The organism is Neobacillus sp. PS3-12 (assembly GCF_030915385.1).
Taxonomy (GTDB): domain Bacteria; phylum Bacillota; class Bacilli; order Bacillales; family Cytobacillaceae; genus JAEVLT01.
This window is the reverse complement of record NZ_CP133268.1, coordinates 4,769,068-4,784,734: the sequence shown is the minus strand read 5'-3', so window position 1 is coordinate 4,784,734 and position 15,667 is coordinate 4,769,068. Positions and strand designations below refer to the sequence as shown.

The 15,667-nt window shown below is 35.9% G+C and carries 13 protein-coding genes and 1 pseudogene; 4 read left to right on the top strand and 10 right to left on the bottom strand.

Annotation, left to right across the window (positions count from 1 at the left end; genetic code table 11):
* The first annotated feature begins 333 nt into the window (after positions 1 to 333).
* Positions 334 to 1,659, top strand: a complete 1,326-nt coding sequence (locus RCG17_RS24110; protein ID WP_308172557.1) for a radical SAM/SPASM domain-containing protein — start codon at positions 334 to 336, stop codon at positions 1,657 to 1,659.
* 1,180 nt (positions 1,660 to 2,839) lie between these two features.
* A complete protein-coding gene (locus RCG17_RS24105; protein WP_308175940.1) occupies positions 2,840 to 3,880 on the top strand; it encodes a zinc-dependent alcohol dehydrogenase family protein in 1,041 nt (346 codons plus the stop codon).
* A 247-nt stretch (positions 3,881 to 4,127) separates the two neighbouring features.
* Here the strand turns inward: RCG17_RS24105 and RCG17_RS24100 are convergent, their stop codons facing one another.
* The 3 genes from RCG17_RS24100 to RCG17_RS24090 all read right to left on the bottom strand — a co-directional run bounded on the left by RCG17_RS24100 (position 4,128) and on the right by RCG17_RS24090 (position 6,731).
* Positions 4,128 to 4,838 carry a DUF421 domain-containing protein gene (locus RCG17_RS24100; protein WP_308172556.1) on the bottom strand — a complete coding sequence of 237 codons (711 nt, stop codon included), beginning with the start codon at positions 4,836 to 4,838 and terminating at the stop codon, positions 4,128 to 4,130.
* Positions 4,839 to 5,262: 424 nt separating this feature from the next.
* A complete protein-coding gene (locus tag RCG17_RS24095) occupies positions 5,263 to 5,499 on the bottom strand; it encodes a phosphatase PAP2 family protein (RefSeq protein ID WP_308175939.1) in 237 nt (78 codons plus the stop codon).
* Positions 5,500 to 5,954: 455 nt separating this feature from the next.
* Positions 5,955 to 6,731, bottom strand: coding sequence for an alpha/beta fold hydrolase (locus RCG17_RS24090; RefSeq protein WP_308172555.1), 777 nt, complete (start codon positions 6,729 to 6,731; stop codon positions 5,955 to 5,957).
* Positions 6,732 to 7,006: 275 nt separating this feature from the next.
* Between RCG17_RS24090 and RCG17_RS24085 the strand changes: the two genes are divergently transcribed.
* A complete protein-coding gene (locus tag RCG17_RS24085) occupies positions 7,007 to 7,705 on the top strand; it encodes an alpha/beta hydrolase (protein WP_308172554.1) in 699 nt (232 codons plus the stop codon).
* Between the two features lie 120 nt (positions 7,706 to 7,825).
* Here the strand turns inward: RCG17_RS24085 and RCG17_RS24080 are convergent, their stop codons facing one another.
* From RCG17_RS24080 to RCG17_RS24070, 3 genes and pseudogenes are all read right to left on the bottom strand, one after another.
* On the bottom strand, positions 7,826 to 8,458 hold the full coding sequence (locus tag RCG17_RS24080; protein WP_308175938.1) for an aminotransferase class IV: 633 nt from the start codon (positions 8,456 to 8,458) through the stop codon (positions 7,826 to 7,828).
* Positions 8,459 to 8,521: 63 nt separating this feature from the next.
* Positions 8,522 to 9,330, bottom strand: a pseudogene (locus RCG17_RS24075) (chorismate-binding protein); the annotation flags it as partial.
* Between the two features lie 550 nt (positions 9,331 to 9,880).
* Positions 9,881 to 11,107 (bottom strand): type I restriction endonuclease, encoded by a 1,227-nt coding sequence (locus RCG17_RS24070; protein ID WP_308172553.1) that lies wholly within the window; start codon positions 11,105 to 11,107, stop codon positions 9,881 to 9,883.
* A gap of 289 nt (positions 11,108 to 11,396) precedes the next feature.
* Between RCG17_RS24070 and RCG17_RS24065 the strand changes: the two genes are divergently transcribed.
* Positions 11,397 to 12,536, top strand: coding sequence for a glycosyltransferase family 2 protein (locus RCG17_RS24065; RefSeq protein WP_308172552.1), 1,140 nt, complete (start codon positions 11,397 to 11,399; stop codon positions 12,534 to 12,536).
* 172 nt (positions 12,537 to 12,708) lie between these two features.
* On the opposite strand, the gene RCG17_RS24060 is transcribed toward RCG17_RS24065, so the two are convergent.
* The 4 genes from RCG17_RS24060 to RCG17_RS24045 form a co-directional block, all read right to left on the bottom strand.
* Positions 12,709 to 13,563, bottom strand: coding sequence for a CPBP family intramembrane glutamic endopeptidase (locus RCG17_RS24060; RefSeq protein ID WP_308172551.1), 855 nt, complete (start codon positions 13,561 to 13,563; stop codon positions 12,709 to 12,711).
* 163 nt (positions 13,564 to 13,726) lie between these two features.
* Entirely contained in the window at positions 13,727 to 14,203 is a 477-nt protein-coding gene (locus RCG17_RS24055; RefSeq protein WP_308172550.1) for a hypothetical protein, read from the bottom strand.
* 218 nt (positions 14,204 to 14,421) lie between these two features.
* Positions 14,422 to 14,994: a hypothetical protein gene (locus RCG17_RS24050; RefSeq protein ID WP_308172549.1), complete on the bottom strand. Its 573-nt coding sequence runs from the start codon at positions 14,992 to 14,994 to the stop codon at positions 14,422 to 14,424.
* Positions 14,995 to 15,139: 145 nt separating this feature from the next.
* Positions 15,140 to 15,409 (bottom strand): hypothetical protein, encoded by a 270-nt coding sequence (locus RCG17_RS24045; protein WP_308172548.1) that lies wholly within the window; start codon positions 15,407 to 15,409, stop codon positions 15,140 to 15,142.
* Between the last annotated feature and the right edge of the window lie 258 nt (positions 15,410 to 15,667).

Here is a 15,667-nt window from a genome sequence, read left to right as displayed (position 1 = left end):
ACACACAATGTATTACTATCCTTGCTCTCAGTGATCATCAAGACGAAAAGTTGAAACTTATATCCTTTACACCGAACAAAAATAATTAGAAACTTATCATAACATTTTATTGAAACATTTGCAAGGATTATATTTGTTAAATAGAATTTTGAAACATAGGTGAAACATAGGGACGGTTCGTCAGTTTCGAAAACATAGAGACATTTCGTCTGTTTCCATTAAGAAACGCAGGAACCGTCCCCCTGTTTACCCCTGTGACTGTTCTCACTGACCATTTTTATCAATAACCTTATAATGACCTTTGGCAAACAAACAATAAAGGTTCGTGAAAAAATGAAAAATAAATATGTTCCATCTCGATTTAATGCTCTATCACAAACAGATGATAATGGAGTGGTACTCTATAATAGTTATACTGGTGCCATTACCTATTTTTCAGAAGAAGAAAAGCAAGAAGTCTTACCTTCTTTAAAAAGAGCGGGCACAGATATATTAGAAAACGAAATCCAAGAAGCTTTATATAATAATGGATTCTTAGTTTCAAGTACTGTTGATGAAAAAAAACGGGCACAATTTCTACATCAGTCACAGCATCGCACAGATATGATGCATCTTGTCCTAATGCCTACCGAAGCTTGTAACTTCCGCTGTACATATTGTTACGAAACGTTTGAGCGCGGAAAAATGAATCAAAAAATCATAAATGGGTTAAAAACATTTGTTCAAGAAAAGGCAGCTACTTTATCCTCCTTACATATTAGCTGGTTTGGCGGTGAACCATTAATCGCATTTGATGTCATCAAGGAACTTTCCGAGTCTTTTTTATCGATCACAAAAGAAAACAATATCGATTACTCTTGTGACCTTGTGACAAATGGTTATTTGTTAACGAAAGACGTTTTCCAACAATTGCTCTCCTGGAATATTAATCAATTTATGATCACGGTCGATGGAGTTGGCGAGGTTCACGACCACCGAAGACATTTAACAGGCGGCGGGAAAACATTTGATACAGTCATCAATAATCTGCTAGCCATAAAAGAAGTCCAAGGTTCATTTGACATCACGATTCGAACAAACTTTGATGAAGACACTTTACCAGAGGCATCCAAGTTAACTCAGTTCTTAAAGAATCATTTTGCCGATGACCGACGCTTTGGAATTCTATTTCGACCTGTTGGGAAATGGGGCGGAAAAAACGATGATGACCTCCCTGTTTGCAGCCGCACTATGGCGAACAAGAAGATTTGGGAACTAACGGATGAAGCGATAACTGAGGGATTTAGTATGAGTTCCATGATCACCGATACATTGATGCCATCCGCATCGGTTTGCTATGCAGCAAAACCACACTCCTTAGTAGTCGGTTCTGATGGACAATTGTACAAATGCACCCTCTCACTGAATGAAGAGTTTAATAAGGTTGGAAAAATACATGAGGATGGCAATCTGGAGCTCGACTATGATAAAATCGCCAGTTGGGTAACATCAGGGGAGGAAACAGATGAAGTTTGCCAATCGTGCTTCTATAGACCGGCATGTCAAGGGAATCACTGTCCATTATTCAGAAGAAGAATCGGAGAAAGACCTTGTCCTTATGAAAAACGAAATATTAAAAAGGTCTTAAACTTAATCTGGAAAAATAGTATCCAATCATAATTCAATATTGAAAGGTGGTGAATGACATGCGTGTATTACGCCCAGCTACAACTCCAGTTAACAACCAAAACTCTAGTAAGATCATGAAATCAGTTCCAGGTAATCTAAAATAAGAATGAAATAGCAGAAGGCAACTCTCCCATTTTGGGTAGGTTGCCTAGCTATGGTTGTAACCCCTCCTTTTTTTCAACCCTTTTAAAGATTGATACTTAAAAACTGGTGACCACTACAGTAACCGCAACCCCGTGTTTAATTAAAGCTACCTGTTAGTTCAATAAGAACCTGGTTTATTGAATAGGCTGTTTTCGCAAGAATGTTGCTAGTATTAAAGTAAATATGTTAGGGGTAGTATTAATATTAATACAAAATTTAAAGAGTCTGAGAGCTCCTTTTATAGTCATTTCCACAAAATCATCTTAAGCTACTTTTCTGTTACTCTTTTAACAAAATCCGGATCATACAATGGTAATAGTCCTTTATTTAAACTTTTATAGTCCACTTCTGTACTTCCGTAACCTATTTCATTGTTTTTCCTGTAATACATAAGATCTATGTATAGACTTAAAATACATCCAATTTCCAAGTTGGTTTCATCTATTGCATTACTAGTTTATCCTCGATGTATATTGGGTATTTCATTCCTTGTTTCCACATACCGATTGTGTACATTTTATAGACTATATTATTCAAGAATAATGCATCGTAATATCGTTTAGAACCGTTAGTTTTTTCAACCATAGGGCGAAGTCCGCCAAGAAATTTCTGATCCGAGTTCTGTATTTCAAACATATAATCCTGTCTTGTATCCGACTTGAATTTGTTTAATATATCCTTAAATGCCTTATATCGGAAAATCAATTAACCTATTAGCTTATTTAGTTAAGTAACGTTAATAAAGCAAAGAATTATTTGGTAAAAATAAATTGTGAATTTTTTTCGAAGTTTTTAAGATAAACACTATTGACATCATGTTTACTAGTTTTATAATTGAGTTGTAAGGACCTTACGAACCATTGTAATGCAAGGATTACCCGAATAGTGTTACTCTTTTTTGAACGTACGTTCCGTTATTTATAGCGTTAGACAGCTTTTAATGTACTTTTCAGTTATTATTTCACTAAAGCTAATGGAGGGATTTACGATGGAAGTACTTGAAAAAGAAAGCAAAGTACAAACAAAAATGAAAGCGCTTGTATACAGGGGGCCTGGCCGCAAAGAATGGACAGACATTCCTAAACCAACTGTGCAGAAGCCTACCGACGCTGTAGTTAAAATTGTAAAGACAACAATTTGCGGCTCTGATTTACATATCCTGAAGGGTGATGTTCCTGCTGTTACTGATGGAAGAGTCTTGGGACACGAAGGTGTCGGCATCGTCGAAGAAGTCGGGCCGGGAGTGCAAAACTTTAAAGTCGGCGATAAAGTATTGATCTCATGCATTACCTCATGCGGCAAGTGCGAAAACTGCAAAAAAGGTCTGTACGCCCATTGTGAGGATGGAGGCTGGATTCTTGGCCATCTCATTGACGGAACGCAGGCCGAATATGTCCGAATCCCACATGCGGATAACAGCTTATACAATGCCCCTGTAGGAATTGATGACGATGCGCTTGTTATGTTAAGTGATATCCTGCCAACAGGATTTGAAATAGGTGTCCTAAATGGACAAGTCAAGCCTGGTGATACAATTGCGATTGTTGGTGCAGGCCCTGTAGGCTTATCTGCATTGCTGACATCGCAATTTTATTCACCATCGGAAATTATCATGGTTGACCTTGATGATAATCGCCTGGAATTGGCAAAAAGCTTTGGAGCAACAAAAACAGTCAACAGCGGAGATGGCAATGCCATTCAAAGTGTGCTTGAACTAACAGGTGGAAAAGGTGTGGACGTTGCTATTGAAGCTGTTGGGATCCCGGCAACCTTCGATATCTGCCAATCAATCATTAAACCAGGCGGCCATATTGCAAACGTAGGTGTTCATGGGAAGAGCGTTGAACTTCACATCGAAAAATTGTGGATTCACAATATTACGTTGACAACAGGTCTTGTCAGCACAAATTCAACGCCAATGCTCCTTAAATCTGTGGAAGCTAAAAAAATTGATCCTGAGAAATTGATTACCCATCATTTCTCTCTTAATGACATCGAAAAAGCCTATGAAGTTTTCGGCAATGCAGCCAAAGAACGTGCGATAAAAGTCATTATGACGAATGAATAATTGACCATTGCCAAATTATATAAAAATGCTGAGCCATATCATTCCCGCTCAGCATTTTTTGTTATTTTTTTTAAGTAAAGTACTCTATTGAAAAAAAAAGATTTAATCATCCAGTTTAGGCCTGATTGCCTATCCTATTCATGTTTATTGGGATACAACTAATGTTTCAGCCATTTTAGTAACGGGTTCCCTTGTAAATATTCAAAATAATGGTTAAAAAAATAGCTGTCATTTTTGACAGCCATTTTTATTCCACATCTAAAGGTGAGTGTAAATGATCATCGTATAGGTCAATAAATAAACTGCCATTTGAAGAAATAAGGGCATATTGAATATCTTTTATTTGCAAATTTCTTGTTTTTAATTCCTGGTAAAGCCACTGCCTTGAATAATTTTTGTTAAAATTCTTCTCAACCAGCGAGCCATTCATAATGAGTTCTATTGGAAGCATGATTTCTTGATTGTAATTGTTAGGGTTAAAATCTTTTTTGCTTATATTTTGATACTGTGTTTTCTTCATAATCGATAAATTGCCGCTAACCTCTAAGATGGCATATTCCACCTCAAAAATATCAAATATTCCTTGCTCCCTAAGCAGCTGGTTTAAATCATCTAATGTAAACCTCACTTTCTTCATATTTACCTCTAAAATTTTTCCCTTATCAATAATGACAGTCGATTGTCCTGATAACCATCTTCGAAAAGGACGACTTTTTGCAGAGATAAGCGAAAAGAAAAAATACATCAATATAAGTGCAAGGAAGGAAGCTAACATCGGGGTGAAGTGTAGATTGGTATCAAACCCCATGTTAGCAATAAAGGAACCTAGCGTTACAGACAAAGCAAAATTATAGTAATTCGTATGGGAGTTTACCTGTTTGCCGATCCATAACATCACTGTCATTAAGACAAAATAGGAAACAACAGTCCGTAAAATCGAACTAATAATATCTTCCAAATTAATTCATCCTTCATTTTTAAATAGTTCTTTTTACATTATGGGCTAAACTGGTAATTAATATTAATCAAACATGAGTGGAGATGCGAAGTTTCATATGTTTCGCGAAGCAAATTTCAGCCCAAAAAAGTCGATTTCCCGAACGTAGGGAATCAACTTTTTTGTTGAAACCTTTAATACCTCCAGAATGCGACTCAACCGACATTCCCCTCTTAATCTTTGATCTCTTTGAACAGTTCATATACTTTTTCATTAAATCGATGGTAGTAACAGTTTTTCCAAACCTGTCTGATGCCAATATAGAAGCAAGTCTTATTTGACTATTCTGCTATTTTCCGTAATAACATATTTATTTTATTTACGCCTTGAAAAATATAAATAGAATATCTCCTATTTTGGCTTCTAGTTAGGAGACCATAAAGTGTCACTCAGCATGAATGTCATTCAGACCCCTCTGCGTGATAATTGAGTATTTCCCAGCAGTTTTATCTAAAATTATGCTGGTCAAGGAGGCAATAAAGGCACTTCCGATAATATCAGATGGATAATGGTGCCCTACCCAAATACGAGAGAAACCGGTTAGCGCTGATATTCCCCACATAATTGAACCAAGGACACGGTCATAAAGAAAGATAGAAGTAGATACAGCAAATGCAAGCAGAGTATGTTTACTTGGAAATGAGAATCCCTTTTTGAGGGAATGAGTATGCCGACCCGTCGTTTCGTAAACGGACGTGGTTTAAAGTAAAACAACTTAATCAAGGCATGAATAAACAAAGTAAACATCGAAGACGTTATCACTTTACAAGACACTTTTTTATAAAAATCATTTCTAAACCACATAAAAATCATAACAAAAATAAATACATAACGAATCTTTTTAGATAAAAAGATCATCAACCAATCAATTGGAGAACAACGTCCAGAAAGTTAGAAAGTTGATTGATGATATTAAATGCTTTTTCGTCCATGGGTATTTCTCCTTTCTGATTATTCATGTATCTCGACTTCATATATTCTGTGATGTGACGTCAAAATGAGAATTTCCAATTAAAACTATGCTTTAAATCCATATCTATATGAGGAATTTTCAAAGGTACATGTTTCTTTAATTACTTACTGTTTCTTATACGTATTGATAAATTGCTTAATTAAACCATTTATTTCAAAGGCAGCCTTCGTCGGTAGTTGATGCTTGACTTGATTGATCCATTTCAATTCACTCAGGGGCAATTTGTCATGCAACAATTTTGCATAACGATAAAAAACTTGATCTTTTTGTCCATAGATTAATAAAATGGGACTTTTTATTTTTCCCAATTTATCTGTACAATTATAGGACAAGCTGTACCTATAATATTGTTCAATATTTTGGGCGGAACCCGTTCGTTCTTCCTTAAACAATTTCCAAAATGAAGATTTGGTATTCGTGTTCGTACATGATGTAGATAAAGCTAAAGCAGAAATAGCTTTTAATTTTGAAAGGGTAATGGCTAATCCAATTTTATTTTTTAAAAACCAATCACTAACTTCAGACATACCACTTATTACAATCCCACCCCATGCTCGATCCGCTTTAGACATTAAAAATTCAAGAGCAATAGTTCCTCCAGTAGAATAGCCGCAAATAAATGCTTTTTGAATTTTTAAATGATCCAATAATTGTTCTATATCTTCCGCAATCAAAGGATAAGTTAAAGGCTTTTTCGAAAATGAACTTCTTCCATGCCCTCGAATATCAAAGGTAACAACCCGGAAATACATTGATAATTCCTTCATTTGGTACTCAAAATTAAGATGAGTAAGTACCGGGGGATGGATAAAGACGATGGGTATCCCTTGCCCTTGAACGGTAAAATAAAGTTTGCAATCGTTTACCATAATAAAAGACATATCCAATCACCTCAGTCTTAAAGATTTTCAAAGGTTACATTAAAAATGCTGCATTCCATGAAAAGATTCCAGTTGAATAACTGAGTATTATACACCGATTACATCGGCAGACTATAACTACAATCAGATTTGCAAAGTAATTGATCAATCTTAACGAGAATTCAATCGAGTAAAACAAACAGTTTGGTTTGATATATAAGATTGAGTTGTATGTTTCAGCTTTTCTATCATTCCCTAAATACGACATTCAACCAACGGTAGAGGAGACATTTTATATGAATCAAGAATTATGTATCATTATTCATGGGTTCACAGGAAATCCCTGGGAAGTAGATCCATTGGCAAATGCCTTAGAACGAATAGGTTACGAAGTAATAACCCCTTTACTACCAGGACACAGTATTTCCAATGAGAGAATGGAAAAAGTTACTGCGTTGGAATGGATACAAATGGTCGAAAAAATTGTTATTCATGCAATTGAAGAAAACAAGGTGGTTCATATGATTGGGTTTTCTATGGGAGCGATGATTGCTGCTATTATGGCGTATCGTTATCAAATAACCACACTGGTATTACTTTCGCCTGCAGTATACGTACTTTCACCCTACTTATTAAGGATGAAGCTAGAAAAATTTTTACAACAAGCTAGAAAGGTTCGTTCAATGTCTGGTCAAACGGTTCACAAAAGTCCGTTAATAATCCGTTCTACCCCTATTTATAATATTTTCCAATTTCATAAGATCGTTCGTCAGGCAAAAAGGATTTTCCAGCATATTTCTCTCCCGATTTGTATCATTCATGGACAAAAGGATGAGACCGTAGATCCAAGAAGTTCAGAATTGATTTATTCTGTTTCTTCATCAAAGGATAAAGAGTTACATTATCTCCCCCTTTCAAGGCACCACATTTGCCGGGATTGTGAAGTTGACTCTGTCGTTCAAACAGTCATTAAATTTATAAAAAAATATCATTAAATTGCTGCACCCTAAAAAAATTTCAACTCATAAACTGGAGTTTATCCTTAAAAAAGCAGACAAATAAAAAACCGAGCATATACTCACAGGCATACGAAACTCGGTTCTCTTTATTAACTATTATTTTAAATAAACCGGCACCCAGCCGCGGACACTATTGATCAGCCAAAGTCCGGAAGCTTGATTGAGATCTTCCTTTCTCAGATTACGTTCGCTTATTTTCCCCTTCGCTAAAAGTTCTTCTCGCATTGTTCCTGCCAATAATCCACAGGCAACCGGTGGTGTAAACAGCTTGCCGTCGATCTCAACGACAAGATTGCCGATGGTAAACTCCGTCAGTTCACCTGCTTCATTCCAGAGTAAAACATCAAAAAAATCGCAATCCTGCGGTCGATGATGCTCATAGACCTCCCGATACGTTGTTTTATGATAGAGAAAACGATTTTCTTTCGAAATGGGAGTCTTCGCTAGACAAATCGGCTGGACATCTTTAACGGGGGTAACAGGACCACCTTCGATTAACACTTGACCTTCTTTATTCACGACAAGCCTGACCTTTTCAAGTCTGTTAGGGTGGTTTTGCGCATATCGTGTCAGCTTTTTCCGAATGTCTGGTTCCGAAATGGGAATGCCGAAGTAAGCGGCAGATTTTTGCAGCCGCTGCAAATGCCTGTCCAACAGATCATATCCGCCGTTTTCCAGCCGCAGGCTCTCCAGCAGCTCAAAATCAGGGAAGGAGGATGTCAGCAGCATTGCTTTCGTTTGAGCTTCCTCATATTCATCCCCGATTTCGGAATCCCAGGTAATGCCGCCGCCCACACCATATTCCGCTTCCCCGTTTTCCGAATCAATGACAACGGTACGAATTGGTACATTAAACATCGCTTCATTTTCCGGGGTGATGTAGCCGATTGCACCGCAATAAACCTCTCGCGGTGAAGCTTCCAAAGAATGAATGATTTTCATGGTACTAATTTTGGGAGCTCCGGTGATCGACCCACAAGGAAAAAGGGCGGTAAACACATCCAGCAGCGTCGTACCCGGGTTGGTTTTTGCTGTAACAGTAGAAGTCATTTGCAAAACCGTCGGATACTTTTCGATCTCATACAGACTGTCAACCTTAACGGTTCCGGTAACTGCCACACTGCCAAGATCGTTCCGCAATAAATCTACAATCATAACATTTTCCGCCCGCTTTTTTCCGAATGAAACAGCCAATCCGCTCTCTTTTCATCCTCTTCGAGAAATTTTCCCCGCTTGCATGTCCCTTTCATCGGACGAGTAGTGATTTCTCCATCCTTCCAATGGAAAAATAACTCCGGCGATGCGGAAAGGATGCGGTATTTTCCTATATTCAGGTAAGCACTGTAGTTTGCTGCCTGAGCTTTGGAAAGCTGTCGGTAAAAGCCCAAATCCTCTCCTGTGAAACGGGAATGAAGCCGAATGGTATAGTTTACCTGATAAGTGTCTCCCCTTTCGATGGCATCTTTTATGGACAAAATATCGGATCGATATTGTTTAAAAGTCGTATCCGGCAGCCATTCCCCCACCGTAAACCGTTTCTCTTCTTTTGTTTCCTGCACTCTTAATGGGTGCTTAAATAGCCCAAACCATAAAAGCGGCATTTTGGTTCCCGAGTGTACGGCATAAGCTTGATCAAATGCGGGAGCCGCTTCATATGAGATATATCCGGCGGCATAATACCCCGATTGAACGGATGCCTGAATTTTCTCCAGCCTCGGTTTTACTTCTTCAATAGAATACGCCTCAATTATTTCAACAGGATCTTCAAATAAAAGCGGACTCTTTCGCCCTTGCCGATCGGCAAATTCAAACAATAACTGATATTGCTTCGCTTGATTGTGCACCGTGTAATCCTTCCTATCCAATTGATGAAATCATAATCACTATTATAGTATTTGATTGAATTATTTTTCTAATAGTACGAATCAAGTATTATAAATTATTTTTTTAAAAAAAGTAAAAAAAGTGCCTGACACCAAAGAAAGACAAATTTAAAAAAATGTCTTTTTACTGTGTCAGGCACTGATTTTCGATTATCGAACAAACTTAGGTGCTTCCTTTGAGCATATTAGCATCGTTACTTCTTCATTCTACCCCTCGATATAACTCTTCAGTTTTAGAGATCTAAAACGGTCGGCGTATAAAATAAACTTATTGAATGGTATGAAAAAATTCATTAATATTCTCAATCTTACTGATTAGATTTGGAATATCCCTAAATGAAAGATTGGTTAAACAACTCTTTAAATAGTATGTTTTTTCATTAGTTAGTTTGTTGGTTCTTAGACCCAGCCTCGCATTAATAAAACCCGTTTGTTTTACTACCGAATTTTTTTCTAAAAAATTAGAAATTTTATTGGACTTGACCGTATATAAGGTAGTGTCATTTTGGTGATTATAGTATTGGCCAATTAAATAGCCTACAATTGTACTTCCTTGTAAAAGTACGGAGGATACAAAAAAATCACTCAAAGGATTTCCTTTTTCAACAGAATACTCTTCCGGTGACAATTTTAATAACTTTTTATAAGTTTCCGTGTTTGGAAGTACTACTTTAACTCCTTCAAACTCTTCAAAAGTGCCTAACGAATCTAATTCCTGTTGAGTATAGTAAATCTTTTTATCTTCTTCAGTCAGTACATCGTTTGCTGCTGCTTCCAGAATGCCTTGTTCCGGTATGTAATTATCTAATTTTTCACTTATCATCTCAGCGATTGCTTCCTGTATGCATTTTTGAATCAAGGGACGAGCATTATTGATAAATTGCTGTGTAACTTTAAAATTAAACCGTTCTTTAATCACGAATTTAATAAAATCATCATTAGGGCTTTCAAAAATCTCTTTGATTACAGTCTTAAAAGATTGATGGTAAATAAGAGATTCAGCTAAAATCTTTATACTTTCATAATCATATAGGTTTTTAGTAAATTTGATTAGGTTATTAAAGTCCTCATCATTATAGGTTTCTATATTAAATATAAAAAATGGCTTAGAATCCATAATATTGGCATTACTTAAATCAGTGAAAAAATGATATTCTAACCCATTGGTTAAAACACCCAAACGTACACTTGGGAATGTGCTAAAGTATCTACTTAATTGAGGAGCATTTTTATTAATTTTGGTGGTAATAGATTTGGCTTCAACAAAGATTTTAGGTGTACCATTTATGTAAATTGCATAATCTACTTTTTCTTTATTTTTATAAAAATCCGCAGTGAATTCTGGGGTTACTTCTTTGGGGTTGTATACATCATAGCCAAGTCCACTTAGAAGAGGTAATATTAAAAATTGTTTTGTTGATTCCTCATTTTTAATTAGTTCCTTATTCTCATTCACAACTTTATTTAATAGTACGAGTGTTTCCTTTAAATTCAATCTTTCTCTCCCCTTTCCATCTATTTTTGTATTTGTTGCGTATGTTTTCTACTTTAAGTTTTCCTTCAAAAAACTACCTTATAGGAAAATCATACCATGCAAACAAAGGGGAAAATACAAAATTTTTTGTTAATTTTATTGTGTACTTCTTCTTTACTGTTGGAATTCCAAAAGAAATATTGGACATTTATTCGGTCAATCACCTGCTTATTTTTTTAGCGTGACAGTAAATAAAATTTATGGTTATAATCTACAAGATGGTCCAGTTCCATAAAAGGAAGTGTAGGTTATGCTGACGGTTTTATTTTTATTGGGTCTGGTTGTTTGGGCTATTTTTATTCTTGATGCAGCACGCGGTTTGCACAAATTGGATTCTCTTGAGGAGGAACCTAATCTTTCGAAGGGTCCCGTCTTATCTGTCATTGTAGCAGCCCGTGATGAGGAAAAACAAATTAAAGTCAGCATCCTCAGCCAACTGAAACAAACCTACCAGCAGGTGGAGTGGATCCTCGTCAACGACCGCTCTACCGATCTTACTGGCCAAATGATGGATGAGTTACAAAAGGAAGATCCAAGAATTAAGGTTGTCCATATACATGATTTACCTGAAGGATGGCTTGGGAAAAATCACGCCTTGTACACAGGTTCGAAGATGGCAATGGGAGAGCGGTTGTTGTTTACTGATGCAGATATTAAATATGAACCGGAGGCGTTCGCAAAGGCACTCCATTATTTTGAGAGGCATCAGCTTGATTTTTTAACGGCTGCACCCAATTTAAACGCACACGGTTTTTGGTTGAAATCCTTTATTGCCTTTTTTCTGATGGGTTTTTCCTATTTCAAACGGCCTTGGATGGCCAATGATCCAAAATCGAAGATTGGAACGGGAATTGGTGCCTTTATTCTTGTAAAAAAGGAAGCTTATGATTGGTTTGGAACACATGAAAGAGTTCGAATGCGGCCGGATGATGACCTTCAGCTGGGAATGAAAATGAAAAAGGAAGGCTACAAACAAAGGATTGTTACCGCTCTTACGCTAATGGAGGTCGAGTGGTACGGAAGTTTAAAAGAAGCCTTTGTTGGTCTGGAAAAAAATACATTTGCCGGACTGAATTATCGAATCAGCATGGTGTTTTTTTCGCTCTTTGGGATCTTTGTTGGCCATATTCTTCCCTTTATCACCATTTTCTCTACAAACAAGAGCTTGGCTCTTTTGAGTTTTGGAAATATAGTAGGCAATGGCATTCTCTATATACTAATTATTAGGAGAATGTCCCTTTTTTCTCCTGCCTATTTTTTCGTTCTGCCGCTAACAGCCTTCCTTTTTATTTTTTCGATTCTACGTGCAAGCCTTCTTACCTTTAAACGCGGAGGCATCGTTTGGAGAGGCACAACTTATAAATTAAGGGAACTAAAAGAAAAAGAATAGGTAAAATGAAGAGTTTATTAAGATTCATGTATTAATACAGCATTATCAAAACCCCCATAATTTGTTGAAAGCCCTGGAAGACCTCTCTTCATCAAGGGCTTTATTTTTTACTTTTTTTAATCTCTTTAAATAGTTTTTATTTTTTAATAATCACTAACATTCTCTTTAGAAATCAAATATGTGTTGTTGATTGGCTTAATTCCTTTTTTCTTTTCATCAAAATTAAAATGAAGGGCAGTATTAAAAAACAAATTAATATCAAAATTTTGGAAAAGTTACTATTCCATAGCATCGGCTGATAATTAATCAATGAATGGATTCCAATGACGAAAAATATATTTCTTGTTGCAAAATAAATATAGGATAAAATAATGCCAATAATGACTAGTTGAATGAAATCAAAAAAGTATTCCACTCCAACAAGTCCACTATAGATGCGGTTTGGTATGTGGATGATTGCAAAAATAAATTGTGAAAGGAGAACCGACCCCAGAATACGAACTTTTTCTTTCTTTATTTTCGTTAATAATAAATAGATTTGAACGAACAAAAAGCCCCGAAATACTATTTCTTCTAACAATGCATTTCCAAAAAGCTGACCAAATAAAGTACCGAAAACCATATTTGGATTTGATACAATTTCATTATTAAACTTTAATTTTATGTTAGTAAGCATAGCGATAAGAAATAGGAAAATATTGATGATGAGCCAGAATAGCAGAGTGCCCAAAAACCCTGATAACAACTTCTCCCTTTTAATTCCCAAATCCCTTGGGGACAAGCGGCCAATGATTATCAAAATTATCACTACTTCGAATAAAATTCCAATGAAATTTGCGGCTAAAGTGGCATTTACCCACCCATTCAACATTTTGATAATTGGCCCAAAATATCCATTTTTAAACATGATGAGATTCATGACGGTCGTAAAAATGATATGAACAAATATGATACCAATTATTAAGCCAATTGATGTCTGTTTTACATTAAAGATTTCCAGACGGTCGTGGATTTTCTTATCATTCATAAAAACACACCTCGTTTAACAAAATCTCTCATTATAATGCCAGCTTTTCTATCCTGCCTCTAAAAAATCCCTGTCTTCACCATTACCGCATCAGCATTTTGATTAACTGACTCTCTGGCTAACAACTCCATCGCACCCCCTACTAATATTTTTTCACAAGCTACTAAATTCCGTGTATCGTTTTTAAATGCTGAATGTGTATACCTATGTGTCCTATTCCAATTATGACTGCAGAAGCAATCAGCCAAATAACTTTACCATAAATACCCAATAGGAGAAAAGCGATTACAGGTAAACTCGCGCCAGGTACCGAAATGCCGCATAAACTGCGATAAAAGTTTCTTTCGGTGTGCTCATTTTTAAAATATCTAATCCAACTAATTTCATATAAAATCATCAAAAAACATGAAGCTATTAGCCACAAACTCCATGTTGAAAATACCGCAATATTGAAATCGCTAAAAATCAGTATACTTACTGTACAGCATACTTGACCAACACGCTCGAACAATAATAATAATTTATTTTCATTAGTAGTGTTGTAGTCTATTGGTTTATTCTTACTCCATATGGCATTTGGAATCCATAACATCAATAAATAGATTAGACCTACATATGAAAATCCGAAATGACCTAACATACCAATTCCCTCCTAATTTAGTAAAGTTTTTCAAAATAGAACAAAAAAGAGTAGTATCCCATAACGATGATAGTCTGGGATGCTACTCTTTTTTCTAGAATTCTTATTTCCTTTATTATACATCAATTCCCATAAATATTCACTCAGAAAAAGAACGGATGCTGACCAGTGGAAGTGCCTTAATGTGTAACTTATATGCTATTATTTGATATTCCTTTTCAGGTTTCAGAGACAACTTCAGTAGCCAGATCATTCATATATTCCTCACGAAGCTGTGAAAGAGTTTTTCCGCTTTCTTTATGTACTGCAAAGGCGTATGTCTGAATACTTGACCATCCATAAATCTCTTTAAGCCAAATTTGCAAGGAAGTTTCTTTCCCACCAACTGAGATATTTCCATTACTCAATAATATTCCTTCACCATATCGGTCTTTCGGAACAATAATATCCCCTTCTTTTACAACACCCCAGTCCAGCAAAGCATCTATTTTGGGCAGCACTCTGCGTGTATTTGTGCTATTCGTTGTTTTTAAAACTGAAGAAGTTTTGTCCATTAAATTTACATAAAAATTATCGTAATTTGTAGGGGGTAGTAATTTTTCAGTATTTAAGTAAATCTCGCCGCCAATTTTATATGGTGTTAATTTAAAGCAACAGATGTCTACCTTGTTACTATTTAACCAAGCCACTGCAGAGAGAGTTTGTTCATCATAATCTGATGCAACAAGAATAATCTTCTGCTTTTTGTTGAAATCTTTTTCACCATTGTTGGTCCGTAAAAACTTATTCAACTTTCGGGGTCCAAGTTCATAAGATGTCAACTCTCCAAGTTCAAATTCCGATTGGTACTTTTCTATGTAGGGAGCATAAACCCTTTTCACGAGATCCACGCTATTAATAGTGGCATAACTTGCCGCATAGCGTATTGCCTGAAATTCAAGCCTCTTTGCGGTTTTCGATATCTTTTCGATCCCGTTTGATTTCAATTAGAACAATATTACCATTGTTATCCACAGCTGTAAGGTCACTTCTACCGTTCTTTTCATTCCTTACTTGTCTGCCAACGATGAGCATGGATTCTTCATCTTCACAGAGCATATCAATACTACTTCTTAAAATTTCCTCTATGTCGCTTTCCTGCATTCCTAAGTCTGAAAATGTAACGGCATCAAGTCTTAAAGCCTTTTTATTTTTCACATTATACACACATAGGCCCCCTTTTTTACCGTGAGCTATATTTATAACTATCTGGCTAAAACAATTGATAAGAATTTAATCGAAAGATGCTAATTATTTTTCCTCAAAACTCATATATTTTTTATTAACAATATCTTTCTACTAAATAGCTTTTTAAATTCCATTTTTAATATGATGAATCGCTTCATTCCAGTATTTTCCTCTACAAAAAAACACTCACAAATGCTGATTTATAAACATTCGTGAGTGTATTAATATTTTAAAAAA